The organism is Chromohalobacter beijerinckii (assembly GCF_023061185.1).
GTDB lineage: Bacteria > Pseudomonadota > Gammaproteobacteria > Pseudomonadales > Halomonadaceae > Chromohalobacter > Chromohalobacter beijerinckii.
Map to the genome: position 1 here is coordinate 77,701 of NZ_JAKGAK010000009.1, position 25,383 is coordinate 103,083.

General features: G+C 61.0%; 25 protein-coding genes. 4 read left to right on the forward strand and 21 right to left on the reverse strand.

Annotation, left to right across the window (positions count from 1 at the left end; translation table 11 throughout):
• Window positions 1–121 precede the first annotated feature (121 nt).
• Window positions 122–316, forward strand: coding sequence for a PA3496 family putative envelope integrity protein (locus L1075_RS09030; RefSeq protein ID WP_040240300.1), 195 nt, complete (start codon window positions 122–124; stop codon window positions 314–316).
• Window positions 317–415: 99 nt separating this feature from the next.
• On the opposite strand, the gene L1075_RS09035 is transcribed toward L1075_RS09030, so the two are convergent.
• Together L1075_RS09035 and L1075_RS09040 are read right to left on the reverse strand one after the other, a co-directional pair.
• Complete coding sequence (locus tag L1075_RS09035; RefSeq protein WP_040240298.1) at window positions 416–1,783, reverse strand: sodium-dependent transporter; 1,368 nt, start codon at window positions 1,781–1,783, stop codon at window positions 416–418.
• 338 nt (window positions 1,784–2,121) lie between these two features.
• On the reverse strand, window positions 2,122–2,952 hold the full coding sequence (locus tag L1075_RS09040) for a DUF72 domain-containing protein (protein ID WP_246894893.1): 831 nt from the start codon (window positions 2,950–2,952) through the stop codon (window positions 2,122–2,124).
• A 216-nt stretch (window positions 2,953–3,168) separates the two neighbouring features.
• On the opposite strand from L1075_RS09040, the gene L1075_RS09045 reads away from it, so the two are divergent.
• From L1075_RS09045 to L1075_RS09055, 3 genes are all read left to right on the forward strand, one after another.
• Complete coding sequence (locus L1075_RS09045; RefSeq protein ID WP_040240294.1) at window positions 3,169–3,864, forward strand: DUF6198 family protein; 696 nt, start codon at window positions 3,169–3,171, stop codon at window positions 3,862–3,864.
• 115 nt (window positions 3,865–3,979) lie between these two features.
• Complete coding sequence (gene mltA / locus L1075_RS09050; RefSeq protein ID WP_246941488.1) at window positions 3,980–5,092, forward strand: murein transglycosylase A; 1,113 nt, start codon at window positions 3,980–3,982, stop codon at window positions 5,090–5,092.
• 31 nt (window positions 5,093–5,123) lie between these two features.
• A complete protein-coding gene (locus L1075_RS09055) occupies window positions 5,124–6,044 on the forward strand; it encodes an oxidoreductase (protein WP_246941490.1) in 921 nt (306 codons plus the stop codon).
• Window positions 6,045–6,049: 5 nt separating this feature from the next.
• Here the strand turns inward: L1075_RS09055 and hemB are convergent, their stop codons facing one another.
• The 19 genes from hemB to L1075_RS09150 all read right to left on the reverse strand — a co-directional run bounded on the left by hemB (window position 6,050) and on the right by L1075_RS09150 (window position 25,268).
• Window positions 6,050–7,024 (reverse strand): porphobilinogen synthase, encoded by a 975-nt coding sequence (hemB, locus tag L1075_RS09060; RefSeq protein ID WP_246941491.1) that lies wholly within the window; start codon window positions 7,022–7,024, stop codon window positions 6,050–6,052.
• Between the two features lie 150 nt (window positions 7,025–7,174).
• Window positions 7,175–9,007 carry a glutamine--fructose-6-phosphate transaminase (isomerizing) gene (gene glmS, locus L1075_RS09065; protein ID WP_246941493.1) on the reverse strand — a complete coding sequence of 611 codons (1,833 nt, stop codon included), beginning with the start codon at window positions 9,005–9,007 and terminating at the stop codon, window positions 7,175–7,177.
• 16 nt (window positions 9,008–9,023) lie between these two features.
• Window positions 9,024–9,809, reverse strand: a complete 786-nt coding sequence (locus L1075_RS09070; protein WP_246941496.1) for a DeoR/GlpR family DNA-binding transcription regulator — start codon at window positions 9,807–9,809, stop codon at window positions 9,024–9,026.
• Window positions 9,810–9,989: 180 nt separating this feature from the next.
• Complete coding sequence (gene glmU / locus L1075_RS09075) at window positions 9,990–11,351, reverse strand: bifunctional UDP-N-acetylglucosamine diphosphorylase/glucosamine-1-phosphate N-acetyltransferase GlmU (RefSeq protein ID WP_246941498.1); 1,362 nt, start codon at window positions 11,349–11,351, stop codon at window positions 9,990–9,992.
• A gap of 191 nt (window positions 11,352–11,542) precedes the next feature.
• The gene (locus tag L1075_RS09080; protein ID WP_040240278.1) at window positions 11,543–11,968 is read right to left on the reverse strand and encodes a F0F1 ATP synthase subunit epsilon; all 426 of its coding nucleotides are present in this window, start codon (window positions 11,966–11,968) and stop codon (window positions 11,543–11,545) included.
• Window positions 11,969–12,046: 78 nt separating this feature from the next.
• Window positions 12,047–13,423 carry a F0F1 ATP synthase subunit beta gene (atpD, locus tag L1075_RS09085; protein ID WP_040240276.1) on the reverse strand — a complete coding sequence of 459 codons (1,377 nt, stop codon included), beginning with the start codon at window positions 13,421–13,423 and terminating at the stop codon, window positions 12,047–12,049.
• A gap of 87 nt (window positions 13,424–13,510) precedes the next feature.
• Window positions 13,511–14,389 carry a F0F1 ATP synthase subunit gamma gene (gene atpG / locus L1075_RS09090; protein WP_040240273.1) on the reverse strand — a complete coding sequence of 293 codons (879 nt, stop codon included), beginning with the start codon at window positions 14,387–14,389 and terminating at the stop codon, window positions 13,511–13,513.
• Window positions 14,390–14,454: 65 nt separating this feature from the next.
• Complete coding sequence (atpA, locus tag L1075_RS09095; protein WP_040240271.1) at window positions 14,455–15,999, reverse strand: F0F1 ATP synthase subunit alpha; 1,545 nt, start codon at window positions 15,997–15,999, stop codon at window positions 14,455–14,457.
• A gap of 16 nt (window positions 16,000–16,015) precedes the next feature.
• Window positions 16,016–16,552, reverse strand: coding sequence for a F0F1 ATP synthase subunit delta (locus tag L1075_RS09100; RefSeq protein ID WP_040240270.1), 537 nt, complete (start codon window positions 16,550–16,552; stop codon window positions 16,016–16,018).
• Between the two features lie 11 nt (window positions 16,553–16,563).
• On the reverse strand, window positions 16,564–17,034 hold the full coding sequence (locus tag L1075_RS09105; protein ID WP_040240267.1) for a F0F1 ATP synthase subunit B: 471 nt from the start codon (window positions 17,032–17,034) through the stop codon (window positions 16,564–16,566).
• A gap of 66 nt (window positions 17,035–17,100) precedes the next feature.
• Entirely contained in the window at window positions 17,101–17,349 is a 249-nt protein-coding gene (atpE, locus tag L1075_RS09110; RefSeq protein WP_011508579.1) for a F0F1 ATP synthase subunit C, read from the reverse strand.
• Between the two features lie 51 nt (window positions 17,350–17,400).
• Window positions 17,401–18,264 carry a F0F1 ATP synthase subunit A gene (atpB, locus tag L1075_RS09115; RefSeq protein ID WP_246941500.1) on the reverse strand — a complete coding sequence of 288 codons (864 nt, stop codon included), beginning with the start codon at window positions 18,262–18,264 and terminating at the stop codon, window positions 17,401–17,403.
• 16 nt (window positions 18,265–18,280) lie between these two features.
• The gene (locus L1075_RS09120; RefSeq protein ID WP_040240260.1) at window positions 18,281–18,679 is read right to left on the reverse strand and encodes an ATP synthase subunit I; all 399 of its coding nucleotides are present in this window, start codon (window positions 18,677–18,679) and stop codon (window positions 18,281–18,283) included.
• A 227-nt stretch (window positions 18,680–18,906) separates the two neighbouring features.
• Window positions 18,907–19,830, reverse strand: coding sequence for a ParB/RepB/Spo0J family partition protein (locus L1075_RS09125; protein ID WP_040240259.1), 924 nt, complete (start codon window positions 19,828–19,830; stop codon window positions 18,907–18,909).
• A gap of 40 nt (window positions 19,831–19,870) precedes the next feature.
• Window positions 19,871–20,638: a ParA family protein gene (locus L1075_RS09130; protein WP_040240256.1), complete on the reverse strand. Its 768-nt coding sequence runs from the start codon at window positions 20,636–20,638 to the stop codon at window positions 19,871–19,873.
• A 50-nt stretch (window positions 20,639–20,688) separates the two neighbouring features.
• A complete protein-coding gene (rsmG, locus tag L1075_RS09135; RefSeq protein ID WP_040240254.1) occupies window positions 20,689–21,315 on the reverse strand; it encodes a 16S rRNA (guanine(527)-N(7))-methyltransferase RsmG in 627 nt (208 codons plus the stop codon).
• The gene (mnmG, locus tag L1075_RS09140; protein WP_040240251.1) at window positions 21,312–23,207 is read right to left on the reverse strand and encodes a tRNA uridine-5-carboxymethylaminomethyl(34) synthesis enzyme MnmG; all 1,896 of its coding nucleotides are present in this window, start codon (window positions 23,205–23,207) and stop codon (window positions 21,312–21,314) included. Before mnmG ends, rsmG begins: the two co-directional genes overlap by 4 nt.
• A 608-nt stretch (window positions 23,208–23,815) precedes the next feature.
• Window positions 23,816–24,586, reverse strand: coding sequence for an amino acid ABC transporter ATP-binding protein (locus L1075_RS09145; RefSeq protein ID WP_281504127.1), 771 nt, complete (start codon window positions 24,584–24,586; stop codon window positions 23,816–23,818).
• A 10-nt stretch (window positions 24,587–24,596) separates the two neighbouring features.
• Window positions 24,597–25,268 (reverse strand): amino acid ABC transporter permease, encoded by a 672-nt coding sequence (locus L1075_RS09150; protein ID WP_097021500.1) that lies wholly within the window; start codon window positions 25,266–25,268, stop codon window positions 24,597–24,599.
• Between the last annotated feature and the right edge of the window lie 115 nt (window positions 25,269–25,383).

A 25,383-nucleotide genomic window follows, 5' to 3' on the forward strand; every position in this document is an offset into this window, starting at 1 on the left:
AGAAAAAACGCCCGTTTCATCCTTGACGTCATAATTCTGTCAAGTGCGTTATAGTAAGAATGTCAAGCGGAGCCGGTTCAGTGACAATAAGACAGTTATAAGGACGACTAGGAGATTCGATATGCGCGATGCCGCACATCTTCAATCCTTGAAAAGCGAGCTTCTAGACATTCATATGAGCCTGGAAATGCTCGAACATGAGCAACGCAAAAAGAGTGCTGCGACACGCTATCTGCGGGCGCGGCGTGGTATTGAGCTGCATCAGGAATTCAAACGTCTAGAGCGCGACATCGTCGATTACGACGACTGGCAATAAACAGGCACTCGATGAACGGAGAGATCTCCCCGTTCATCGAGTGCCCAGCAAAGCGTGCCAAGCCCGGCGCGGGCAATATTCGACCACGCCGGGTAACGCTCAGAGGCTGCTGACGAAGACGATCACCACGCCGATGGGCGCGATGAAACGTACCGCCACGCGCCACAGCGCGAAGGCGCCATCGCTCATGTTGAGCTGAGAGCGCAGTTCGTCGCGCCCCATGAACCAGCCCACGAACAGCACGGTGGCCAAGCCGGTCAGCGGCAGTAGCAGCTTGCTGGTGACATAATCGAGCAAGTCGAAGATGGTCATGCCGGCGAACTTGTCGAACATGCCCAGCGGTGCGAAATCCCCCCAGATGTTGAACGACAGCACCGTGGCCAGTCCCAAGGCCCAGGTTGCCAGCCCCGCGACGATGGTCGAGCCCACGCGAGACAGCGGCGAGCGCTCCTCGATCCACTCCACCAGCGGCTCCAGCAGTGAAATCGCCGACGTCCAGGCCGCGAATACCAGCAGTACGAAGAACAGCAATCCGAACAGCCAACCACCGGCCATGTTGCCGAACGCCAACGGAAGAGTCTGGAAGATCAGGCCTGGACCCGCGGCCGCATCCAGCCCATTGGCGAACACGATGGGGAAAATGGCCAGTCCGGCAAGCAGGGCGATGACAGTATCCATGACCACGACGATAAGCGCCGAGCGACCGATGTTGACGTCATCGGAGAGATACGAGCCATACGCCATCATGATGCCCATGCCCAGACTCAGGGTGAAGAAGGCATGCCCCAGCGCGGCGAGAATGCCATCACGGGTGATCTTGGAGAAATCCGGCGTAAACAGGTAAGCCGCCCCTTCGGCAAAAGCGCCGGTGGTCGCGGCGTAACCCACGAGCAACACCAGCAGCACCGCCAGTGCCGGCATCAGCGTCTTCGCCGCACGCTCCAGGCCACCGGCAACGCCACCCACCACGACACCGATCGTCATGATCATGAACAGGCTATGCCAGAGCAGCAATTCCACGGGACTTGCCAACAGATTGCCGAACAGGGTGCCAACGCTATCGTTATCCAGACCGCTGAAGGTATCGACCACCGCCATTTGAATATACGCCAGCGCCCAGCCACCGATCACGCTATAGAAGGAGAGGATCAGATACGCGCCGAGAATCCCGGCCACGCCGATCAACACCCAAGCGCGGCTGCGCTTGAGGCGCCGCGTGATGTCGCCCATCGTCGAGATAGGATTCTTCTGGCCCAGTCGCCCGAGCAACCATTCGGACATCAACATCGGCAAGCCGACCAGGAAGATGCAGATTAGATAGACCAGAACGAAAGCACCGCCACCGCTTTCGCCGGTCATGTAGGGGAATTTCCAGATATTGCCCAAACCAACCGACGAGCCGACGGCGGCCAGCACGAAGGCCATCCTGGAGGACCACTGCGCGTGCGAATGAGACTTGTAAGACATTGCTTCACCTGAGTTGCGTGGCGCCATCGCGCTATTAAAGGATGGCGTTGTATTGTTGTTGCCACGTCCCCGGGCATGGATCGCACACCACGACATGGAGCATGACAGGTCCTTGTGAGCGCTGGGATCTGACCACCGATCAACAAGGAGACCGCACCGCTCGCAGCGATGTCAGTCAGCGTAAGGGTGTCGATAAACACCGATTGAGGAGACGATCGTCCTCGACGTCGTCCACAGAGAAGCGCCATTTTAGCGGCAAGTTTTAGCCAAAACCATTCGCGTTATAGCGTCAAGCCATTACCACCGCGTCATAAGACGCCATCGCATTATCATCGAGGTTAGAAAAGCGCGCTCTGGCGCTCGCCGGGAAAGGCTTCGAGAGGTGGTAAATCGACACGTTCGGCCAGGCGTGCATAGAAGCGTCGGGCCAATTGCGGTGCTTGTCGGTTATCCGGCGTATGCACAAACAAAAAAGGGGTTTTCCCCTGTTTTATCCACAGAATAAGGCGTTCACACCAAGGCGTAAAAAGTCGATCGTTGATGGCCATATCACAATGTCCGATGAAACGCACGATAGGCATATTTGCCGTGGAAATCACGTGTAACGGGCGTTTCGGCTTTTCGCCCTGAGCCTTTATCAAGCGCTTATCGGTACCTGCGGGCGTGGCGAAAAGCGGCCTGACATCGAGCATGACCCGATCTATTCCCAAAGTTATCAACAAGCGGTTCAATTGCTGTTCCGCCGCCCCTTTGTGGAAAAATTCACTATGACGCACCTCCACGGCACAGGGTATTGCCGACGGCCAGTGTTTCAACAGTGCCTCTAATGCTGGCAGTTCCGAGGCCCCGAAATCGCGCGGTAACTGCACCATCGTCGGCCCAAGCCGATCATGTAACGGCGCTAGCGCTGCAAAGAACGTCTCGAGTTCATCCGCGATGCCCACCAGGCGTTTTTCGTGCGTGAGCCGCGCCGGTAACTTGAAACAAAAACGAAAATCTGGCGGCGCCTGACGCGCCCATTGGGCGATGGTCGCCGCCTTGGGCGGCCCACTGTAGAAGGTCGTATTGCCTTCCACGCTAGTAAACACGGCACCATAATCGTGCAGCATGCCCTCCTGGGGCGCATGTCGAGCGTAGAGACTGCCACGCCATTCTCCATTCGCCCACATCGGTAAGCCCAGGAACAAACGTGGGTGATTCCCCGTCACGATGCGCCTCGCAATTGTATCGCGGGTATCCCGCGGCTATGATGCGCTGCTTGACGCGGCCTCACCGGGTACGCTTCTTGCATCGTGTCATTTCCCCGCCCTTTGGCCACAAGCCCTCGGCGGTTCGCCGACCATCTTCGGCATCGATTCATCTTCCACACCCTCGGGAGAGACAACATGAAGGTTTCCTGGCGTTCCTGGCTGACGCTACTCGAAGGCTGCCTATTGGTGGCACTTGGCGTGCGGCTTCTGCAATCCGCCGATTTACTGGTCAGCGGTACCGCAGGGTTGAGTCTGCTGATCAGCGATCTGCTGCCGGTGAGTTTCGGCATCACTTTCTTCGTCATCAACCTGCCCTTTTACGGGCTCGCGTTCAAGCAATTGGGGCGCGATTTCACGCTACGCACACTCTTGAGCGTGACATTGCTTTCGGTACTCAGCGACACCCTCACCGCCACACTTCCCTTGGGCAACACTCACCCTGTGGTGTGCGCCATCGCGGCGGGGCTATTGATCGGCCTCGGGCTTGCGTTGCTGTTTCGAGCCAACGCCTCGTTGGGAGGTCTCAACATTCTCGCCCTTTATCTGGAACGCCGCGTGGGATGGCATGCCGGTCGCACCACGCTGTGCTGCGATCTGCTGCTATTGTTGCTGGCCGTCATCGTCTACCCATGGACCCAGGTAGCGGGTTCGGCCTTGGCATTTCTCACCTTGAGCGCGGTGCTCGGCCGTTATCATCGCAAGGCCAGTGGCCAGCGTCACCAACCCATTGACGACGATGACGAGGCGGCACACATTCCGCGGCGCAAGGGCGCTCTATCGCCTCATCGCGCCTCGATCACGCGCTTGCAGCCCCTCAACGAGGAAGGCTAGGCCGCGTCTGAAAAGCGCCTTAGGCGAGATGCCACTGGCACGACTCGCCCCAGCAAGGCATCATCGCTGGCGATACTCATTCCGGGAGTCGACCGCCGAGGTGCCTTGCTTGTTCATGCCATTGCCGCGACCGATCATCGACGCCGCCCACACCCTGCGCCAACTGGCACGCACGGCGTGGTTGTTGCCGCTGCTGGTGCTGGGGGCTTGCAGTTCTCAGCCTCCCGCCCCGAGCACGCCATCGCCGGCAGAGTCCGAGCGTATGCAGCCCATGGAATGGCAGGCACTGCCCGGCTGGCGTGACGATCACGTCATCGCCGCCTGGAGTGCGTTTCTCGCCAGTTGTCCGCAGCTTGCCAAGAAGCCCCGCTGGACATCGGTCTGCGATGATGCCGAACATGTCGACCCGCTCGATGAAAGCGGTATTACGCGCTTTTTCGAGACTCGCTTTCAACCTTACCGCCTCACCAACGACGATGGCTCCACCACGGGCACGATCACTGGCTATTACGAGCCCATTCTGAATGGCTCGCGTGACCGACACGGGCCGTACCAGACGCCGCTCTATCGCTTTCCCAACGCCTGGCAAGCGGCACCGCATCGTGTACGTGCCGAGCAGCGCACATTGCTGGAAAGCGGTGCCCTGCGCGGTCAGGAACTGGTCTGGGTCGATGACCCCGTCGAGGCCGCCTTCCTGCAGATCCAGGGCTCAGGACGTGTCCGGCTGGACGACGGCGACACCATGCGCGTGGCCTTCGCGGGGTCCAACAATCAGCCCTTCCGCTCGTTCAACCGTGCCCTGATCGAGCGTGGCGAGATCGATGCCTCCGAGGCCACGCTGCCCGGCGTGCGCGCCTGGGCCAAGCGCCATCCCGGGCGGGTCAAGGAAATGCTCACCGTCAATCCGCGCATGGTTTTCTTCCGTGAGTTGGATAGCGATCACAGCGCTACCCAAGGACCGATCGGCGCCCTCGGCGTGCCTTTGACCGCGGAACGCAGCCTAGCCGTGGATCCCTCGCGCATTCCGCTGGGCGCACCGATCTTCCTATCGACTACACAGCCGCTCTCGAAAGAACCCTTGCAGCAGCTGATGGTCGCCCAGGATACCGGCAGTGCCATCAAGGGCTCGGTACGCGCGGATTTCTACTGGGGACACGGCGACACCGCTGGCGAGCGCGCCGGGCGCATGAAGCAGGACGGTCGTCTGTGGGTGCTGATGCCAAAATGAGCCGATCATCGGGCAAAGAGGGAAGAGACGAATGACTGAAGATCGCCACGCCACGGCCCCATTGGCCGTGGTCACCGGCGCCACCGCCGGGCTCGGTCTCGAGACCGCCAAGGGGCTGGCCGCGCAGGGTTATCGCGTCATCATCACCGCACGCAACGTGGAAAGAGGCGAGCTTGCCTGCCATGCCATTCGCGCCCATGCGCCCCATGCCGAGGTACGCGCCGAACCACTCGACCTCGACAGTCTCGAATCGGTACGCGATTTCGCCGCACGCTTGAAACGGGATGAGCCCTCGCTGGAACGGCTGATCAATAACGCCGGGATCATGGCCCTGCCGCGCCTCGAGCGCACCCGGGATGGCTTCGAGCGTCAACTGGGCGTCAACTACCTCGGGCATTTCCTGCTCACCAGCGAGTTGCTGCCACTGCTCACCGCCGCGACGGCGCCCCGCGTAGTACAACTCTCGAGCCTCGCCCATCGGGGCGGCCGCATCGCCTTCGACGACCTTAACGGCGAGACACACTACGATCCCTGGCGAGCCTACCGGCAATCCAAACTCGCCATGCTGTTGTTCGCCCAGGCGCTGCAGAAACAAAGCGATGCCCGGGGTTGGGGGCTTAAGAGCCTCGCCGCCCATCCCGGATTGTCGCGTACCGCGCTGTTCGACGCCGGGGTGAAAAGCCGCCCGGTCATCGGCAGTGTCTTCAAGCTGACCCTACCGCTGATCAGCCAGTCCGCTGCCGAGGGCGCCCGCCCCACGCTGCATACCGCGCTCAGCGATCACGTCGCTCCCGGCGATTACATAGGGCCTGACGGTCTCGGCGAGACACGTGGCGCACCCAAGCGGGCCCACCGCGCCCGTAACGCGCGCGACCCGGCGGTCGAGGCACGCCTGTGGGAGGTTTCGTGCGAACTCACGGGGGCACGCTGGGACGCCACGGCCCCCGCGTAACGGCCTTACAAGCCTTCCTCGAGCAACTGGGGAGCGAAGTAAGTCATGATCAGATCGGCACCGGCGCGGCGCATCGAGCCCAGTGTTTCACGGATCACCGCCGCTTCATCGATTACACCCTGTTGCGCCGCCAGGCGAATCATCGCGTACTCGCCGCTGACCTGGTACGCCACCAGCGGCAACAGGCTGTTGCGACGGATGTCCGCCATGATGTCCAGATACGCCAGCGCCGGCTTGACCATCAGGAAATCGGCGCCCTCGGCTTCGTCTGCCAGCGACTCACGCAGCGCCTCGCGCCGGTTCATGGGGTCCATCTGATAGGCCTTGCGATCGCCCTGGAGTTCAGTACCCGCCGCTTCGCGGAAGGGGCCATACAGCGCCGACGCCAGCTTGGTGGAATACGCCATGATGGGGATATCCTCGAAACCGGCCTCGTCCAAGGCCGCACGAATCGTCGCCACCTGACCATCCTGTGCCGCCGAGGGCGCGATGATGTCGGCCCCCGCCTTGGCGGCCGCCACGGCCTGAATGCCGAGATTGCGAATGGTCAGGTCGTTGTCGACCGTATCGCCCTTGAGGATGCCGCAGTGCCCGTGCGTGGTGTACTCACAAAAGCAGATATCCGGAATCACCACCATCTCGGGATCGGCCGCCTTGATGATGCGTACCATGCGCGACACCAGGCCATTTTCGTCCATGGCATCGCTGCCGTCGGCATCTTTGTGATGCGAAATGCCGAACGGCATGATGCCTCTGAGGCCCAGCGCGCTGAGGCGTTTCACTTCCTCCGCCAGTTGGCTTTCCGGCACGCGATACTGCCCCGGCATCCCCTCAATGGGGACAAAATCGTCCGCGTCTTCTTCCACGAAGATCGGATACACCAAGTGCTCCGGACGCAGCGAGGTTTCACGCACGATGTCACGCAGCGATGATGTGCGCCGCAGGCGCCGCAGGCGGGCCTGGGGAAACTGAGCAGGCATGTAGGACTCCTTGGATGGTCGATGGCATGCCGCCGACGTGTTCCGGTGGCGCGGCGAGCATTGCCTGACATGAACCTTCGACCAATTTTATAGCAAGCTAACAAAAACGCCCAGCCGACGAATTGTCGCATCCGCCGGCGGGTACGCGTGTCACTCCACGGTCACCGACTTGGCCAGGTTGCGCGGCTGGTCGACATCGGTGCCCTTGAGCACGGCGACATGATAGGCCAGCAATTGCAGCGGAATGGTGTAGACGATGGGCGCCAACGCCTCGCTGACCGCCGGCACACGCAACACGTGCAGGTGCTCGTTGGTCTCCATGCGAATGCTCTCGTCGGCGAACACGAACAACTCGCCACCGCGGGCACGCACTTCCTGAAGATTGGATTTCAGCTTCTCGAGCAATTCGTCGTTGGGTGCCACGGCGATCACCGGCATCTCGCTGTCGACCAGCGCCAGGGGCCCGTGCTTCAGCTCGCCCGCCGGATAGGCCTCGGCATGGATATAGGAGATTTCCTTGAGCTTGAGCGCCCCTTCCAGGGCGATCGGAAAGTGCGCACCACGCCCCAGGAACAAGGCATGATGCTTCTCGGCAAACGCCATCGACAACTGCTCGATCTCGCCATCCAGGGCCAGCACCTGGTTGATGACCCCGGGCAACTCCCTGAGTCCCTGAACAAGCGGCGCATGCTCGCCATTGGCGCCCCGCACGCGACCCAGCGCCAGGGCCAGCAGCAGCAGCGCCACCAGTTGGGTGGTGAAGGCCTTGGTCGAAGCGACGCCGATCTCGGGGCCGGCCTGCGTCATCAAGGTCAGATCCGATTCACGCACCAGCGAGCTGCCCGGCACGTTGCAGATCGCCAGGCTGCCAAGATAGTCGCGCTGATTGGCGAAGCGCAGCGCCGCCAGCGTATCGGCGGTCTCGCCAGACTGCGATAGCGTCACGAACAAAGTGCCCTCGGGCACTACTACTTCGCGGTAGCGATATTCCGAAGCCACCTCGACCTGTGTAGGCACGCCGGCCAGTTTCTCGATCCAGTAACGCGCTACCATGCCCGCATGGTAGCTGGTGCCACAGGCGATGATATGCACCTGACGCACGCCCTCGAACAGCGACGCAGCATCGGCCCCAAAACTGTTGACCAGCACCTGATGATCGCCGAGACGGCCTTCCAGCGTGGCTGCGATCACTTGGGACTGCTCATGGATTTCCTTAAGCATGAAGTGACGATAGCCGCCCTTGCTGGTTACGCCGTCGCCATGCTCGAAGATGCTCACCGGACGCTCGACGCGCTCCCCGCTCGTCTCGAAGAGCTCGATTTCACCGCCCCGGGCCAGGCGTACCACATCGCCTTCCATCATGTAGATGAAGCGATCGGTGACCTGCAATAGCGCCAGCGGGTCGGACGCCAGGAACGCCTCACCGATGCCCACGCCTACCACCAGCGGACTACCCTTGCGCGCACCGATGATCGCATCGGGCTCCGCACGGTGCACCACCGCCAGGGCATAGGCGCCTTCCAATAATGCCACGCTGCGTTGCACGGCCTGGAGCAAGTTCTGGGAAAGGGTGAACTCGCGCGACAACAAGTGCGCGATCACTTCGGTGTCGGTCTCGGAGGTAAAAACGTAACCCTGGGATTCAAGCTCGGCTTTCAGCGCCTCATGGTTCTCGATGATGCCGTTATGCACCACCGCCAGGCTATCGCCGGATTGATGCGGATGCGCGTTCTGCTCGCTGGGGCGACCGTGCGTGGCCCAGCGCGTGTGGGCGACCCCCAGGGTGCCTTTGAGCGCCGTATCGGCGAGCTTCTCTTCCAGAGCCGCCACTTTGCCCACCGCACGCTGACGATTGAGCCGCGCATCGTCGGAAAGCACGGACATGCCCGCCGAGTCGTAGCCGCGATACTCGAGACGGCGCAAGCCCTCGAGAAGGATTTCCTGCACGTGACGCTCGGCGACGGCCCCTACGATTCCACACATATTGAACTCCTCGTCTTCATTCGTTGACCGCAGCGCGGATGACGGCAATGCCCTGGGCCTCGATCCGTCGACAGGTATCCGCATCGAGCCCCTCGTCGGTGATCAGGGTATGAATCCGTTCCCACGGCAGTTCCAGATTGGGGATGCGCCGGCCGATCTTGTCGGATTCGGCGAGTACCACGACTTCGCGCGCGACCTCCGCCATCACCCGCGATAGCCCCAGCAATTCGTTGTAGGTGGTGGTCCCACGCTCCAGGTCGATGCCGTCGGCACCGATGAACAATTGATCGAAATCGTAGAAACGCAACACCTGCTCGGCGACCTGTCCCTGGAAGGATTCGGAGTGCGGGTCCCAGGTACCGCCGGTCATCAGGATCGCCGGCTCGGGCTCCACCTCGCGCAAGGCATTGGCCACCGACAGCGCGTTGGTCATCACCACCAGCCCCTCGCGCCCGCCCAGTTCGGGAATCATCGCCGAGGTGGTCGTGCCGCTGTCGATGATGATGCGATTGTGGGCGCGTATCCGCGCACTCGCCGCTTGCGCAATCGCTAGCTTTCGGGGCGAAAGCGGCGCGTTGGCTTCCGCCAGTATCTCACTAGGTAACGGCAAGGCACCGCCGAAACGACGCAACAGCAGACCGCTCTTCTCCAGCGTGGCGAGATCCTTGCGTACGGTGACCTCAGAGGTGGCGAAGTGGCGGGCAAGCGTATCGACGCTGGTTTCACCCTGCTCATTCACGTAGGCCAGCATGGCATGGCGCCGCTGGGCAGTATCGCGTTTGGGCATATCATCCTTATTCACGAAAGATATATCTTCCGAAACGAAACAATACGCTTATAAAACGCGATTCGTTATCTTCGGTCAAGCACCGCCCGGCCTGTGGAAGAAAAATAGCGCACGGCAGAGGGGAAATCTCATTCCCTCAAGAGATAGCGGGAGGAGACTATAAGAGGACGACCGCTGAGGGCCGCCCTTTACCATTCACGAAGACTTACGCGGCCGTTGCCAACCGGCACGCGTGGTCTGACGCGGTCGCGCCACCGCCAACGCCCCGGCGTCGACATTCTTGTTAATGGTCGAGCCGGCCCCGACCGTCGCGCCATCGCCCAGCGATACCGGCGCTACCAGGGCGGTATTGGAGCCCACGAAGACGTCGTCGCCGATGTCGGTGCGGTGTTTATTGGCGCCGTCGTAATTGCAAGTGATGGTGCCCGCGCCGATATTGACGCCACGCCCCAGCCGAGCATCGCCGACGTAGCTCAAGTGGTTGATCTTGCTGCCTTCGCCAACCTCGGCATTCTTGGTCTCGACGAAGTTACCCACTTTGCTGTCGCATGCCAGGCGCGTGCCGGGACGCAAACGTGCGAAGGGCCCGATGTGCGCGCGCGCAGCCACTTCGGCTCCTTCGATGACGCTGTGCGCCTCGATTACCGTCTCCGCCGCAATATGGCTGTCGCGGATCAGCGTATAGGGGCCCACGCTGACGCCATCGCCGAGCGTCACCTCGCCCTCGAACACACAGCCCACGTCGATGAAGACGTCATGTCCGCAGTCGAGGTTGCCGCGTACATCGAAGCGAGCCGGATCGGCCAATGCCACGCCGTCGGTCAGCAGACGCTCGGCCTGGTCCCGCTGATAGGCGCGCTCGAGGGCCGCCATCTGCGAGCGATTGTTGACGCCTTCGACTTCCAGCGCCGAGGCAGGCGCGGCCGTGGCGATATCGATGCCCTCGGCCGCCGCCATGGCGAAGATGTCGGTCAAATAATACTCGCCCTGAACGTTCTCGGCGGAGAGCCGGGGCAACCAGCGCTTGAGCTGCGCCCCGGTGGCGGCAACGATACCAGTGTTGCATTCGGTGATGGCGCGCTGGGCTTCGCTGGCTTCCTTGTGTTCGACAATGCCCGTAACGCGGCCGTCGGTATCACGCACGATCCGCCCATAACCGCTGGGATCAGGCAGTTCCACGGTCAAAAGCCCCAAGCGGGTCTCATCCACTTCGGCAAGCAATGCCGCCAAGGTCTCGGCGCGGATCAGCGGGACATCGCCGTAGAGGATCAACACCTTGCCGTCGCCCATGTTCTCCAGTGCCTGGGCCACGGCATGACCGGTCCCCTTTTGTTCGGCCTGCAGGGCGAACCGCACCTCGCGCCCGCCGAGTTCGGTCTCGACCTGCTCGGCGCCGTGGCCAATCACCACGTGCGTGCGCGTCGCGCCCAGTTGCTCGGCAGTATCCAGCACATGCGTCACCATCGGCTTACCCGCCAACGGATGCAAAACCTTGGGCTTGGCCGAACGCATCCGCGTTCCCTGACCGGCGGCGAGTATCACCACGTCTAACGTCATCGCTGTCGTCCCTATGCATCTCTTAAAGAAGATGGCCGTATTCTACGGTGGGCGGAAGGCGCTACCAAGCGACATGCGTCATGTCTCGGCACGATATGTAAACGTCCGTGACAGGCGGTTAGCGGATAGCATTCACGAAAAAAAGGCGACCCGTGGGTCGCCTTCATGGACAGTGGCATCGCGTGCGGCGCCTAGCGGCGGCTACCCTTCTCACGCAGTTGCTGGATGGTACGCAACTGTGCCACGGCTTCCGCCAGTTCGGCGGCCGCACGGGTGTAGTCGAGATCGGACTGCTTGTCGCCCATGGACCGCAAGGCCTCCTGACGCGCCTCTTCGGCGGCAGCCTCATTGAGATCGTGCGCCCGCGTGGCCGTATCGGCCAGCACCGAGACCACCTCCGGTTGGACCTCCAGGAAGCCGCCAGTGACGAAGTACACTTCTTCCTCGCCATCTTCACGCGTCACACGGACCGGTCCCGGCTTGAGCTCGGTGAGCAGCGGTGCGTGACCACGCAGAATACCCAGATCGCCCGACACGCCGGCCGCCACTAGCTGCTCGGCGCTGCCGGAGAAGATGGCCTTCTCGGCGCTGACGATGTCGCATTGGAAGCTAGCCATCGCTATCTCCTCGTTCATGGAAGCGTCGGGCACGGCGCGCAACGGCGCCGTGCCTACCACTCCCGAATGGGCATGGCCTTACTTCATGTTGTTGGCTTTCTCGACGGCTTCGTCGATAGTACCAACCATGTAGAAGGCTTGTTCGGGCAGTTCGTCGTATTCCCCGTCGAGGATGCCCTGGAAGCCACGGATGGTCTCCCTGAGGGAGACGTACTTGCCGGGCGCCCCGGTAAAGACCTCGGCAACGAAGAACGGCTGTGACAGGAAGCGCTGGATCTTGCGCGCACGTGCCACGGTCAGTTTATCTTCGTCGGCCAGCTCGTCCATCCCCAAGATCGCGATGATGTCCTTGAGCTCCTTGTAGCGCTGCAACACACCCTGCACACCGCGTGCGGTGTTGTAGTGCTCTTCGCCGACGGTCAGCGGATCGAGCTGACGCGAAGTGGAGTCCAGCGGATCGATGGCCGGGTAGATGCCCAACTCGGCGATGGAGCGCGCCAGTACCACGGTGGCGTCCAGGTGCGAGAAGGTGGTCGCCGGTGACGGGTCGGTCAAGTCGTCCGCCGGGACGTAAACCGCCTGCACGGAGGTGATAGAGCCCGTCTTGGTCGAGGTGATGCGCTCCTGCAAGACGCCCATTTCCTCGGCCAGGGTCGGCTGATAGCCCACCGCAGAGGGCATGCGGCCCAGCAGCGCCGAGACCTCGGTGCCCGCCAGGGTATAACGGTAGATGTTGTCGACGAACAACAGCACGTCACGCCCATCGTCACGGAACTTCTCAGCGATGGTCAGACCGGTCAGGGCCACACGCAGGCGGTTCCCGGGCGGTTCGTTCATCTGGCCATAGACCAGCGACACTTTGTCGAGAACGTTGGAGTCCTTCATCTCGTGGTAGAAGTCGTTACCCTCACGGGTACGCTCCCCCACCCCGGCGAAGACGGAATAACCGCTGTGCTCGGTCGCGATGTTGCGGATCAGCTCCATCATGTTGACGGTCTTGCCGACACCGGCGCCGCCGAACAGACCAACCTTGCCGCCCTTGGCGAACGGGCACACCAGGTCGATGACCTTGATGCCGGTTTCCAAGAGTTCGTTGGACGTTGCTTGATCCGCATAGCCCGGCGCCTTGCGGTGGATCGGCATGCGTTCTTCTTCGCCGATATCGCCGGCTTCGTCGATGGGATTACCAAGGACGTCCATGATGCGTCCCAGCGTGGCCTTGCCCACCGGCACCGAAATCGCCGCCCCGGTATTGGCGACATCGAGGCCGCGCTTGAGGCCTTCGGTGGTGCCCATGGCGATGGCACGCACGACGCCGTCACCCAGCTGTTGCTGTACTTCCAGAATGGTCTCGGTGTCGGAGACCTTCAGCGCGTCGTAGACCTTGGGAACATCGTCCCGCGGAAACTCTACGTCAATCACCGCGCCGATGATTTGTACGATACGTCCGCTCATGTTGGTTCCTCTAATACCTGCAAATGAAACCTGCTTCGCCTGGGCCCCGAGGCAACCCATACGGGAGCCTCGGTGGGACCTGCGTCGTCATACGGCGGCGGCGCCGCCGACGATCTCCGAAATCTCCTGGGTGATCGCGGCCTGACGGGCCTTGTTATAGACCAGCTCCAGGTCATCGATCAGATTGCCGGCATTGTCAGTCGCGCTCTTCATCGCGATCATCCGTGCCGCCTGTTCGCAGGCCGCATTCTCGACCACTGCCTGGTACACCTGGGATTCCACATAGCGCACTAGCAAATGATCGAGCAGGGTCTTGGCGTCCGGCTCATACAGGTAGTCCCAGCTGCCGCTGGCACGTGTCTCTTCTTCATCGTCATCATCCGCCTCGGCTTCCAAGGGGAGCAACTGACGTACGACCGGCTTCTGAGTCATGGTGTTGACGAACTCGTTATGCACCACGTAAAGCCGATCCAGTTGCCCCTCATCGAAGGCCTTCAGCATGACACTGACGCTCCCGATCAGGTCTTCGACGGCCGGGGCTTCGCCCAGACCGCTCTTGCCCGCCACCAAGTTGCCGCCATGGTTGCGAAAGAACACATTGGCCTTGGAGCCGATAGCCGCGTAATCGACCTCGACGTCCTGTTCATGCCAGTACTTGGCTTCGCGCGTCACGGCCTTGAACACGTTGACGTTCAGGCCGCCGGCCAAGCCTCGGTCACTGGAGACCACGATATACCCCACGCGCTTGATTTCGCGCTCGATCATGTACTCATGACGATACTCGGGGTTGGCCTTGGCAATGTGACTCACCACGCGACGGATCAGCTTCGCGTACGGCTGGCTGGCCGTCATGCGTTCCTGGGCCTTGCGCATCTTCGACGCAGCGACCATTTCCATGGCACTGGTGATCTTCTGCGTGTTCTTGATGCTCCCGATCTGGGTGCGAATCTCTTTTGCAGCTGCCATCTCGATCTCACCCTCTTGCGAGCCGCTCAGCTAGGATTGCCGGCCCGGTGTCACCGGGCCTTGCATCACCAGGTCTGAGTGGACTTGAACGTCTCGAGGCCGGACTTGAGGCCCTGCTTGATATCGTCGTCGTAATTACCGGTCTGATTGATCTTGTCGATCAGCTCGGCATGCTCGGATTTCATGTACGCCTGCAGCGCTTTCTCGAAATCCAGCACCTTGTTGACTTCAATATCTTCCAGGAAACCTTCGTTGGCGGCGTACAGTGTCACCGCCATTTCGGCCACCGACATCGGCGAATACTGATTCTGCTTCATCAGCTCGGTGACGCGCTGCCCATGCTCAAGCTGCTTACGGGTCGCTTCGTCGAGATCCGAGGCGAACTGTGAGAAAGCAGCCAGTTCACGATACTGCGCCAAGGCCAGACGCACGGTCCCGCCCAGTTTCTTGATGATCTTGGTCTGCGCCGAGCCACCCACACGCGATACCGAAAGACCCGCGTTGATCGCCGGACGTACCCCAGAGTTGAAGAGGTTCGTCTCGAGGAAGATCTGACCGTCGGTGATCGAGATCACGTTGGTCGGCACGAACGCCGAGACGTCGCCGCCCTGAGTCTCGATGATCGGCAACGCGGTCAGCGAGCCGGTCTTGCCTTTGACCTCACCGTTGGTGAGCTTCTCGACATGATCGGCGTTGATACGCGCGGCACGCTCGAGGAGACGCGAGTGGAGATAGAAAACGTCGCCCGGATAGGCTTCGCGGCCCGGCGGACGGCGCAGCAGCAGCGAGACCTGACGATAGGCCACGGCTTGCTTGGAGAGATCGTCGTAGACGATGAGAGCGTCTTCGCCACGGTCGCGGAAATACTCGCCCATGGTGCAGCCGGAGTACGCCGCCAGGAACTGCATCGGTGCCGGGTCAGCGGCGCCGGCAGCGACGATGATGGTGTGTTCCATGGCCCCATGCTCTTCGAGCTTGCGCACCATGTTGGCAATGGTCGACTGCTTCTGGCCGATGGCGACGTAGACGCAGGTAACGCCCTTGTCTTTCTGGTTGATGATGGTGTCGATGGCGATCGCCGACTTACCGATCTGACGGTCACCGATAATCAGCTCACGCTGACCACGGCCGATCGGCACCATGGCGTCGATGGACTTGAGACCGGTCTGGATCGGCTCGTCGACGGACTGACGGGTAATGACGCCCGGCGCGACCTTTTCCACCGCGTCGGTCATCTTGGTGTCGAGCTCGCCCTTGCCATCGATGGGGTTACCCAGCGCATCGACCACACGGCCAATCAATTCCGGACCCACCGGCACCTCGAGGATACGACCGGTACACTGCGCGGTCATGCCCTCTTCGAGCTGCAGATAGTCGCCGAGCACCACGGCGCCGACGCTGTCACGCTCGAGGTTGAGCACCATGCCGAAGATGCTGCCGGGGAACTCGATCATTTCGCCGAACATCGCGTCGGCGAGACCGTGGATCTTCACGATACCGTCGGAAACGCTGACCACGGTACCTTCGTTGCGGGCTTCGGATGCGACATCCAGCTTTTCGATACGCTGTTTGATGATGTCGCTGATCTCGGAAGGATTCAGTTGCTGCATGCCATGTCCCTCGAACTCAAGCGGAAAGTGCGTCGCGTAGACGGTTCAATCGACCGCGTACCGAACCGTCGATGACGGTGTCGCCGGCACGCAGGATCACGCCGCCCATCAGCGCACGGTCCACCTGAGTGGTAATGGAGATTTCGCGGTTGAGACGCTTCTTCAGCGCAGTCGCGAGCTTGTCCTGCTGTGCGGCATCCAGATCGAAGGCGGAGACGATGGTCACATCCACCCGCTTCTCTTCTCGAGCGCGCAATGCCTCGAACTGCTCGGCGATCGCCGGGAGGGCGGCAAACCGCCCCCGCGAGCCAACGGTACGGAGGAAGTTGCGAAGAGACTCATCGAGTTCTCCGCAAACCTCGAGCAACAACTCGGTCTTCTGTCCTCGGGACAGTTTCGGGTTGCCCACCACCTTGGCGTTGAAATCGGTGTCAACCACCGCTTGCGCCGCCGAGGCCAGGTGTCCGGACCAGGCTTCAAGCGCCTTTTGATCGCGCGCATATTCGAACGCCGCCTTGGCGTACGGACGAGCTACGGTAGACGTTTCAGCCATGCCTCACCTCCTCAGAGCTCAGCCGCGAGCTTGTCGACCAGCTCACGATGCTTGGCTTCATCAATGGAGGAGTCGAGGATGCGCTCGGCCCCCTGAATGGCGAGTGTCGCCACCTGGGTCCGCAACTCTTCCTTCGCACGCTGCGTCTCCTGCTCGATCTCGCCGCGAGCGCTTTCGATCATGCGCTCCCCTTCGAGACGAGCGTTATCACGCGCTTCCTCGATCATCTGGTTGGCCCGTTTATGGGCCTGCTCGATGATCTCGGCCGCCTGCTCCTTGCTCTCCTTGAGTTGCTCGGCTGCTTGCTCCTGAGCCAGCTCAAGGTCGCGAGTCGCACGGCTGGCCGCATCCAGGCCATCGGCGATCTTCTTTTGCCGCTCCTGCAACGCCTGCATGACCGGCGGCCATACAAACTTCATGCAGAACCAGACGAAGACCGCGAAGGCTATGGCCTGACCGATCAGGGTTAGGTTCAGATTCACGCCAGCACCTCTCGCATCACAAGTTTGGGGTTAATGTCACCGTGGCCCATGGGCCAAACGGCAAAGTTAACCGACAAACGGATTGGCGAAGGTGAAGAACAGCGCGATGCCCACACCGATCATGGTCACGGCGTCGAGCAGACCGGCAACGATGAACATTTTCACCTGCAGCTGCGGAATCATTTCCGGTTGGCGTGCCGCACCTTCGAGGAACTTACCGCCGAGAATGCCGAAGCCGATGGCGGTGCCCAATGCACCCAGACCGATCAGCAGGGAGACGGCGATAGCGGTCATGCCCAGAACTTGTGCTTCCATGATTGACTCCAGTTTATTTCAAGGTTTAAGGGTTGGGGTTGAGAAAACCGGTTAATGCTTTTCCGTCGCCATGCTCAGGTAGACGATCGTCAGCATCATGAAGATGAACGCTTGCAGCGTGATGATCAGAAGGTGGAAGGTCGCCCACGCGAAATGCAGGGGCAATTGCCACAAGCCGATCATGGCGATCAGGATGAAGATCAGCTCGCCCGCATAGAGGTTACCGAACAGCCGCAATGCCAGCGATACGGGTTTGGCCAGCAGTGTTACCGCTTCCAGCAGGAAGTTGGCAGGAATCAGCAAAGCCTGAACGAACGGATTGGAGGCGTTGAAGGGGTGCAGCGTCAACTCGGCCACGAAGCCGGAGAAGCCCTTTTCGCGGATACTGTAGAAGATGATCAGGGCAAAGACCGCCAGCGACATGCCCAGCGTGGCGTTAACGTCGGTGGTCGGCACGACCTTGAAGTAGACATGCGCGGGATCAGCCCCGAACCAGGCACCGATCTTCTGCGCCAGCATCGGCAGAAAGTCCACCGGCACCAGATCCATTAGGTTCATCAGGAAGATCCAGCAGAAGATCGTCAGCGACAGCGGCGCAATCAACTTGCTCTTGCCGTGAAACGTTTCGCGTACCGAATTATCGACGAACTCGACCATCATCTCGACGAAGTTCTGCAGGCCGCTCGGCACGCCGGTGGTCGCGGTCTTGGCGACCATGCGGAACACCCACAGGAACAAGATCCCCAGGCCGATCGACCAGCCCATGGTGTCCAGGTGAATGGCCCAGAAACCCATTTCCTGGGCTTCCTGCGCGGAATGTGCCAGCCCCAACCCATGCTCCGGGTGCAACCCGAAGGTCATGTTTTGCAGGTGGTGCTGGATGTACTCCGAAGACGTCGGGTTGTTGCCTGCCATTGAGTAAGCCTCGAGTTCAAGTGCGCGACGGTCGATGCAACAGCCAGGGTCCCAGCCAGTGCGCCAACTGCGTCACCACGTAAGCGCCAAAGAAGAAAGCGGGGTTTGAGGGAGGCACGGCTACGAATACCGCTATGAACAATGCCGCCGTCAAACCGAACTTACCGGCCTCGGCTCGGTAGAAACTGTTTACGATGTTGCGCGCTTGCGATGCTCCCTGATGACGAAAGGTCTGCCAGGCAAAGAAGACATTAGGCAGCCAGGCAACCAGGCCGCCCAGTAATGTCGATAACGCCGCTTCAGGCGTATGCCAGATCAACGTGGGTGCCGTCATTCCCAGTGCCATGCACAACTGCAACATCAGCAAGGGAAACAGTCGTGGGCCCTTGAGCCTGGCCGGTGCCGCTTTATGCATGGCGTCGGTCTTGCCGTCCTCTTATTGCTGGTGTCGTCACCCGGACAAATCTTGGCGGATTATAGGGGAGGGCCTAGTGGCCTTCAACAGAACATGGGCCGATTTAGCGCGATCTGGCAGCTCGTTACCACTAAAGGGGCACGAAAAGACGATAAATAACGTTAACGCGCTAAACGTTGACTGCGGCATTTTGTCACACTAACCGCTTATCGTGCGGCTGCATCCGGTCACTGAATATGCCCCAGGATGCCATCCAGTTCGTCGAGGCTGGTGTAACGAATGGTGACACGTCCCTTGCCGGAGGCCCCATGCTGGATCTTGACCGGCGCGCCCAGCAGTTCGGCGAGACGCGTTTCGAGCCGTGCCACATCGGTATTGCCCGACGCGCTCGGCGCAGGCTTGGTGGTCTCTTTGCCGCTGGCGTTCTGCTTGGCCAGCGCCTCGGTCTGGCGCACGGTTAAATCACGTTCGACGACTTCACGCGCAATGCTACGCTGACGCGCGACGGGCAGGGTCAGCAGGGCACGTGCATGCCCCATGTCCAGATCGCCGCGTTCGAGCAGGGTCTGCACTTCCTCGTCGAGACTCAACAGGCGCAGCAGGTTCGCCACTTGGGCGCGCGATTTGCCCACCGCATCGGCCACCTGCTGTTGTGTGAGCTCGAAGTCGTCGAGCAGGCGCTTCAGCGCCATGGCTTCTTCCACCGGGTTGAGGTTTTCGCGCTGGATGTTCTCGATCAGCGCCAAGGCGAGGGCAGCCTCGTCGCTGACCTCGCGCACCACGGCGGGGATGACGTCGAGTTCCGCCAATTGAGCGGCCCGCCAGCGTCGTTCGCCAGCGATGATCTCGTAGCGAGACTCGCCCATCGGTCGAACCACGATGGGTTGCATGACGCCCTGGGCACGAATCGAATCGGCCAGTTCTTCGAGCGACTCGGGTTGGATATCACGCCGTGGCTGATACTTGCCCCGGCTCAGTTGCCCCAGCGGCAAGCGCATCAAGCGCTCCTGCTCCTCGCTGGCAGCCGGGGCCTGAGCGGGTTCCAGCACGACATCGCCGTCGATGGCGTCATCGCCGAGTGTCTCGCGTTGACGCGCGCCTGCACCGATCAAGGCATCCAGGCCGCGTCCCAGTGCGCGTTTGCGCGTCATAAGTATTCCCTCGATTCGTCTCCCACTCGCCAAGGACGCGTCATAGCGCCAGGCGGCGGATCAGTTCCTTGGCCAACACCCGATGGGCCTGGCTTCCCCGCGACAGGCGCGCATACTTGGTCACCGGTACGCCGTGGCTAGGTGCCTCAGCGACGCGCACGTTGCGCGGAATGGTCGTCTTGAGCAGGGTGTCACCGAAATATTGGCTCAACTGTTTGCTGACGTCGCGCGTCAGGCTGTTGCGCGCGTCGTACATGGTTCGCACGATGCCGAAAATGCTTAGATCGGGATTCACGTTGGCCTGGATCTGCTCGACGGTGTCCAGCAGTGCGGAAAGGCCTTCCAATGCGTAGAACTCGCATTGCAACGGGATAAGTACTCCGTCCGCCGCGGTCAAGGCGTTGACGGTCAGCATATTGAGCGAAGGCGGACAATCGATGATCACCACGTCGTAACTTGCGGCCACGCTTCCCAAGGCATCGCCCAGGCAGCGCTCGCGTCCGTCACGGTCGAGGAGATCGACTTCGGCGGCGGTCAGGTCGCCATTGCCGGGCAGCAGAGCATAGCCGGCGTCGGGGCAATCGAGAATCACCTCGCTGGCACGGCGTCCGTCGAGCAGCACCTCAAGCACGCTACCCTCGAGTTCATGCTTGTCGACGCCACTGCCCATGGTGGCATGTCCCTGGGGATCGAGGTCGACCAATAGGACCCGCCTGTCCAGCGCGGCGAGACAGGCCGCGAGATTGACCGCGGTGGTGGTCTTGCCAACGCCACCCTTCTGGTTGGTCAAGGCGATTATCTTGGTCACGATCGACTCCCATTATCGACAACGCCCGAAAACGGCAGCGCTGGTGGCATTCAACTACGTCGCAGGCGCACGAGCACACGTTGCGCCTCATCGCCCGGTACCGCCAGTGGACGGTTTTCGACGAGCGTCACCTCGCTCGGCAAGGCGGCAAGCTCCGTCTCCACATCACGGCCCTTCATCGCTAACCATTCGCCATCCTCGGCCAACAAGGGGCGCGTCAGCGTGAGGAAGGTCGCCAGATCGGCGAAGGCTCGCGACACGATCTGATCGAAACCGCCATGCTCGAAGGTTTCCACCCGCGCTTGCACCGGCATGACGTTATCCAGCCCCAACTCTAGAACGGCCTGGCGCTGAAAGCGTACTTTTTTGCCATTACCGTCGAGCATGGTTACCGCCAGGCGAGGATCGAGTATCGCCAATACCAGGCCAGGCAACCCGGCGCCTGCACCGACATCGAGCAACGTCGGACCACGCACGGCGGCTGCTATGCTGGCGCTATCGAGCAGATGGCGGGTGACCATCTGCTCAGGATCACGTACCGCGGTGAGGTTATAGGCGCGGTTCCACTTGTGCAACAACGCGAGCAACGCCAACAGGCGCTCACGGGCAGTGGCATCGACTTCAACCCCGAGCGCGGCGAGGCCGGTATCGAGACGCGTTTCACAAGCTGGGGTCATGCGTTGGCCGCCTGGAGGGACTGCTCATCGATCAGGCGACGCTTCTTGAGATGCACCAGCAATAGCGACACGGCCGCTGGGGTGACCCCGGAGATACGTCCCGCCTGCGCCAGCGTCTCAGGTCGCGCAGCCTCGAGCTTCTGACGGATCTCGTGGGACAGGCCGTCGATGCGTGCGTAGTCCAGATCCTCGGGCAGACGCAGTGTCTCGTGGCGGCGCAGACGATCGATCTCGTCCTGCTGGCGCGCGATGTACCCCTGGTACTTGGCCTGTATCTGCACCTGCTCGGCGACAGTGGGATCGAGTTCAGGCGCGCCGTCGTCGAGATCGGCATGCGTCAGCTCGGGCCGCTTGAGTAGATCCGCAAGACGGTATTCGCGGGCCAGCGGCTTGTCGAGCTTGCTGGCGAGACGTGTGGCCAGCTCGCTCTGGGGTTGTACCCAGGTTTCCCGCAGGCGTTCGGACTCGCGGGCGATGGCCTCGCGCTTGGTGGAAAAACGCTGCCAGCGTTCGTCGTCGACGAGCCCCAGTTCCCGCCCGATCTCGGTGAGACGCAAGTCGGCGTTGTCCTCACGCAGCAACAGGCGATGCTCGGCCCGCGACGTGAACATGCGATACGGCTCTTGGGTGCCCATGGTGATCAGGTCATCGACCAGCACCCCGAGATAGGCCTCATCGCGGCGCGGTGTCCAAGCATCCTGCCCTTGAGCACGTCGTGCGGCGTTGAGCCCGGCCAGTAAGCCCTGGGCGGCAGCTTCCTCGTAGCCGGTGGTGCCATTGATCTGACCGGCGAAGAACAGGTTGTGGATAAATTTGGTTTCCAGCGAGTGACGCAGATCGCGCGGATCGAAGAAATCATACTCGATGGCATAACCGGGGCGCGTGATGTGCGCGTTCTCGAAGCCTTTGATCGAACGTACCACCTGGAACTGCACGTCGAAGGGCAGCGAGGTTGAAATCCCGTTGGGATAGAGCTCGTGCGTATCGAGGCCTTCGGGCTCAACGAAGATTTGGTGACTCGACTTGTCTGCGAAGCGGTTCACCTTGTCTTCGATGGACGGGCAGTAGCGCGGCCCAACCCCCCCGATGACACCGGAATACATCGGAGAGCGTTCGAGATTGGCGTGAATGATCTCGTGGGTACGGGCGTTGGTATGCGCGATGTGGCAGCTCATCTGACGCGGATGCTGCTCACGGTTGCCGAGATACGACATCACCGGGGTCGGCGTATCGCCCGGTTGGGTCTCGAGTACCGAGAAATCCACGCTTTTGGCGTCCAGGCGTGGCGGCGTACCGGTCTTGAGTCGATCGACGTTGAACGGCAGGGCACGCAGGCGTTGCGCCAAGGCATTGGAGGACGGATCGCCGGCCCGTCCGCCGGAGTGATTGTCCAACCCGATGTGGATAACGCCGCCCAGGAAGGTGCCGGTGCACAACACCACACTTTCGCCGAAGACGCGAATACCCGTCTGCGTGACGACGCCGCGGACTGTATCGCCGTCGACGATCAAATCGTCGGCGGCCTGTTGGAAGAGCGTCAGATGCGATTGGTTTTCCAGCTGGCTGCGAATCGCGGCCTTGTAACGGACGCGGTCAGCCTGGGCCCGCGTGGCACGCACGGCGGGGCCCTTGCGGGCATTGAGTACACGGAACTGAATGCCACCGAGATCGGTGGCATGCGCCATGGCGCCGCCTAAGGCATCGATTTCCTTGACCAGATGGCTCTTGCCGATCCCGCCGATGGCGGGATTGCAGGACATTTGGCCGAGCGTCTCGATGTTATGCGTCAGCAATAGCGTCTGACAGCCCATGCGAGCGGCAGCCAGTGCGGCTTCGGTCCCCGCATGGCCCCCGCCGATGACGATGACATCAAAGCGGTCTGGGTAATCCACGTTACACCTCGAATCGCAGCGTATGGCTGCGGTCGTGCATGTCGGCAAGCCTCATCGTCAGGCGATGGAGCTTGGCAAATAGCCGGACAGTATAAACCCCTTGTGAGTAACCGTCAGGGTTTTCCACACATGGATTTCCATGTGGGTTGGTCCGTCATCGGGGTCTTCTATTAATAACAATATAGAATTTAAAAGAAGTTCTGTTGTTGTTGTTATTACTGGTATCGCCAAAATCTGGGGATAAGTTAAAAAAATCAAGTGCCATCGGGACTTTACACTGTTCATCGCTGATCGGAAAAAGAGCAAATAGCCTGCGCGGGAGCGGGGGACGGCCTGTGGATGGAAGGGGATCTTATCCACACGCCAGATCGTGCACCACTTGTCCCCAGGTGCATACCAGAGCCCCGCCCATAGTGGTCAACATTTAATGGTGTTGCCTTTTAACCCCCGCATGACGGGGCTGGTGGCGATAATGAGAGGGTTATGACGTCAAACTTATACACAGGCGAAAAATCGCCTTGTGAAGACAGAAATGAAGCGCGGCGACCCTTGGAGATCGCCGCGTAATCGTGAGGTGGGAGCGCTATCTGGTATTGGAGAACACAGAGCTAGTGCTTGAGAACGCGGGAGAGGAAAGCCTGGGTGCGTTCGTGTTGGGGACGATCGAAAACCTCTTGTGGCGAGCCTTGTTCGACGATGCGGCCGTCATGCACGAAGATGACGCGGTCGGCAACCTCGCGTGCGAAGCCCATCTCGTGGGTCACGATCATCATCGTCATGCCTTCGTTGGCCAGTTCCCGCATGGCGTCGAGTACTTCGCCGATCATTTCCGGGTCGAGAGCCGAGGTGGGCTCGTCGAACAGCATCAGGCGCGGTTCCATCGCCAATGCGCGGGCCAAGGCGACACGCTGCTGCTGGCCCCCGGAGAGCTGGCTGGGATACTTGTCGGCTTGATCGGTGATACCCACGCGTTCGAGCAGTCGATCGGCGATTTCCCGGGCTTTGGTGTTATTGAGCCCACGTACTTTCACCGGGGCCAGGGTCACGTTGGCATGCACCGACAAGTGGGGAAACAGATTGAATTGTTGGAAAACCATGCCGACCTCGGTGCGGATGGTCTGCAACGATTTCCCGCCCTTGCCGTACGGTGTGAGTTCGTTGCCATCGACGACGATGCGTCCTGACTGAAACTCCTCGAGGCCGTTGACGCAGCGAATGAGCGTCGATTTGCCGGAGCCACTGGCACCGACGATGACGACCACCTCGCCGGCGGCGATCTCGAGATCGATATCCTGCATCACGTGCAGGCTGCCAAAATACTTGTTGACCTTCTCCAACGTGACGATCGGAGTAGTGGAATCTTGCTGACTGTCATTCATGATAGGCGCCTCATTGTCCGACCAGGCCCTTGCGCTCGAGCAGGCGCAAGGCGAAAGAGAGACTCAGGGTGATCGCCAGATAGAGCAAGGCGACCATCAAGTAGACCTCGAGCGCGGTGAAGGTGGTCGCGATATAGACCTGGCCTTGACGCACCAGCTCGCCCACGCCGATGACCGAGAACAGCGAGGTGTCCTTGATGCTGACGATGCCCTGATTCCCGAGCGCCGGGATCATGCGACGTAGCGCCTGGGGCCAGATGATGTAGCGGAAGGTATCGGTCCGCGACAGGCCCAGCGACAAGCCGGCTTCACGTTGGCCCTTTTCGATGGATTGCACGCCGCCACGCACGATTTCCGAAATATAGGCCCCTGCGTTCAGGGCGATGGCGGCGATACCGGCAACAACGGCGTTGATCGGACCACCCAGGAGTTGCGGCAAGCCATAGAAAATGAACAGTACCTGCACGAGTACTGGAGTGCCGCGGAATATCTCGATGTAGACAGTGGCGGGCCAGCGTAGCAAGCGCAGCGGACTGATACGTAGAAGGCCAAAGATGATACCGATCAGAAAGCCGATGGCGAGACCGCCGAACGAGATCAGCAAGGTCCAGGGGATGCCGGTGAGCAAATGCGGGATGGAGGCGATGGCCGCCTGCCAGTCGAACTGGAAAGTGACGTCCACGAAGGTGTCTCCAGGGTCGTGCCTCGGCGTACGTGCGCGCTGAGGCGACGACGCTTACGGTGGATGATGTGCATGAAAAGGGGCCGGGTGCATGGTCACCCGGCCCCTGAAGGGT

Excerpts from the sequence above, each read along its gene's own strand:
- L1075_RS09030 (WP_040240300.1), top strand. The coding sequence starts at position 122 with ATGCGCGATGCCGCACATCTTCAATCCTTGAAAAGCGAGCTTCTAGAC.
- L1075_RS09035 (WP_040240298.1), bottom strand. The coding sequence starts at position 1,783 with ATGTCTTACAAGTCTCATTCGCACGCGCAGTGGTCCTCCAGGATGGCC.
- L1075_RS09040 (WP_246894893.1), bottom strand. The coding sequence starts at position 2,952 with ATGTGGGCGAATGGAGAATGGCGTGGCAGTCTCTACGCTCGACATGCG.
- L1075_RS09045 (WP_040240294.1), top strand. The coding sequence starts at position 3,169 with ATGAAGGTTTCCTGGCGTTCCTGGCTGACGCTACTCGAAGGCTGCCTA.
- mltA (WP_246941488.1), top strand. The coding sequence starts at position 3,980 with ATGCCATTGCCGCGACCGATCATCGACGCCGCCCACACCCTGCGCCAA.
- L1075_RS09055 (WP_246941490.1), top strand. The coding sequence starts at position 5,124 with ATGACTGAAGATCGCCACGCCACGGCCCCATTGGCCGTGGTCACCGGC.
- hemB (WP_246941491.1), bottom strand. The coding sequence starts at position 7,024 with ATGCCTGCTCAGTTTCCCCAGGCCCGCCTGCGGCGCCTGCGGCGCACA.
- glmS (WP_246941493.1), bottom strand. The coding sequence starts at position 9,007 with ATGTGTGGAATCGTAGGGGCCGTCGCCGAGCGTCACGTGCAGGAAATC.
- glmU (WP_246941498.1), bottom strand. The coding sequence starts at position 11,351 with ATGACGTTAGACGTGGTGATACTCGCCGCCGGTCAGGGAACGCGGATG.
- L1075_RS09080 (WP_040240278.1), bottom strand. The coding sequence starts at position 11,968 with ATGGCTAGCTTCCAATGCGACATCGTCAGCGCCGAGAAGGCCATCTTC.
- atpD (WP_040240276.1), bottom strand. The coding sequence starts at position 13,423 with ATGAGCGGACGTATCGTACAAATCATCGGCGCGGTGATTGACGTAGAG.
- atpG (WP_040240273.1), bottom strand. The coding sequence starts at position 14,389 with ATGGCAGCTGCAAAAGAGATTCGCACCCAGATCGGGAGCATCAAGAAC.
- atpA (WP_040240271.1), bottom strand. The coding sequence starts at position 15,999 with ATGCAGCAACTGAATCCTTCCGAGATCAGCGACATCATCAAACAGCGT.
- L1075_RS09100 (WP_040240270.1), bottom strand. The coding sequence starts at position 16,552 with ATGGCTGAAACGTCTACCGTAGCTCGTCCGTACGCCAAGGCGGCGTTC.
- atpE (WP_011508579.1), bottom strand. The coding sequence starts at position 17,349 with ATGGAAGCACAAGTTCTGGGCATGACCGCTATCGCCGTCTCCCTGCTG.
- atpB (WP_246941500.1), bottom strand. The coding sequence starts at position 18,264 with ATGGCAGGCAACAACCCGACGTCTTCGGAGTACATCCAGCACCACCTG.
- L1075_RS09120 (WP_040240260.1), bottom strand. The coding sequence starts at position 18,679 with ATGCATAAAGCGGCACCGGCCAGGCTCAAGGGCCCACGACTGTTTCCC.
- L1075_RS09125 (WP_040240259.1), bottom strand. The coding sequence starts at position 19,830 with ATGACGCGCAAACGCGCACTGGGACGCGGCCTGGATGCCTTGATCGGT.
- rsmG (WP_040240254.1), bottom strand. The coding sequence starts at position 21,315 with ATGACCCCAGCTTGTGAAACGCGTCTCGATACCGGCCTCGCCGCGCTC.
- L1075_RS09145 (WP_281504127.1), bottom strand. The coding sequence starts at position 24,586 with ATGAATGACAGTCAGCAAGATTCCACTACTCCGATCGTCACGTTGGAG.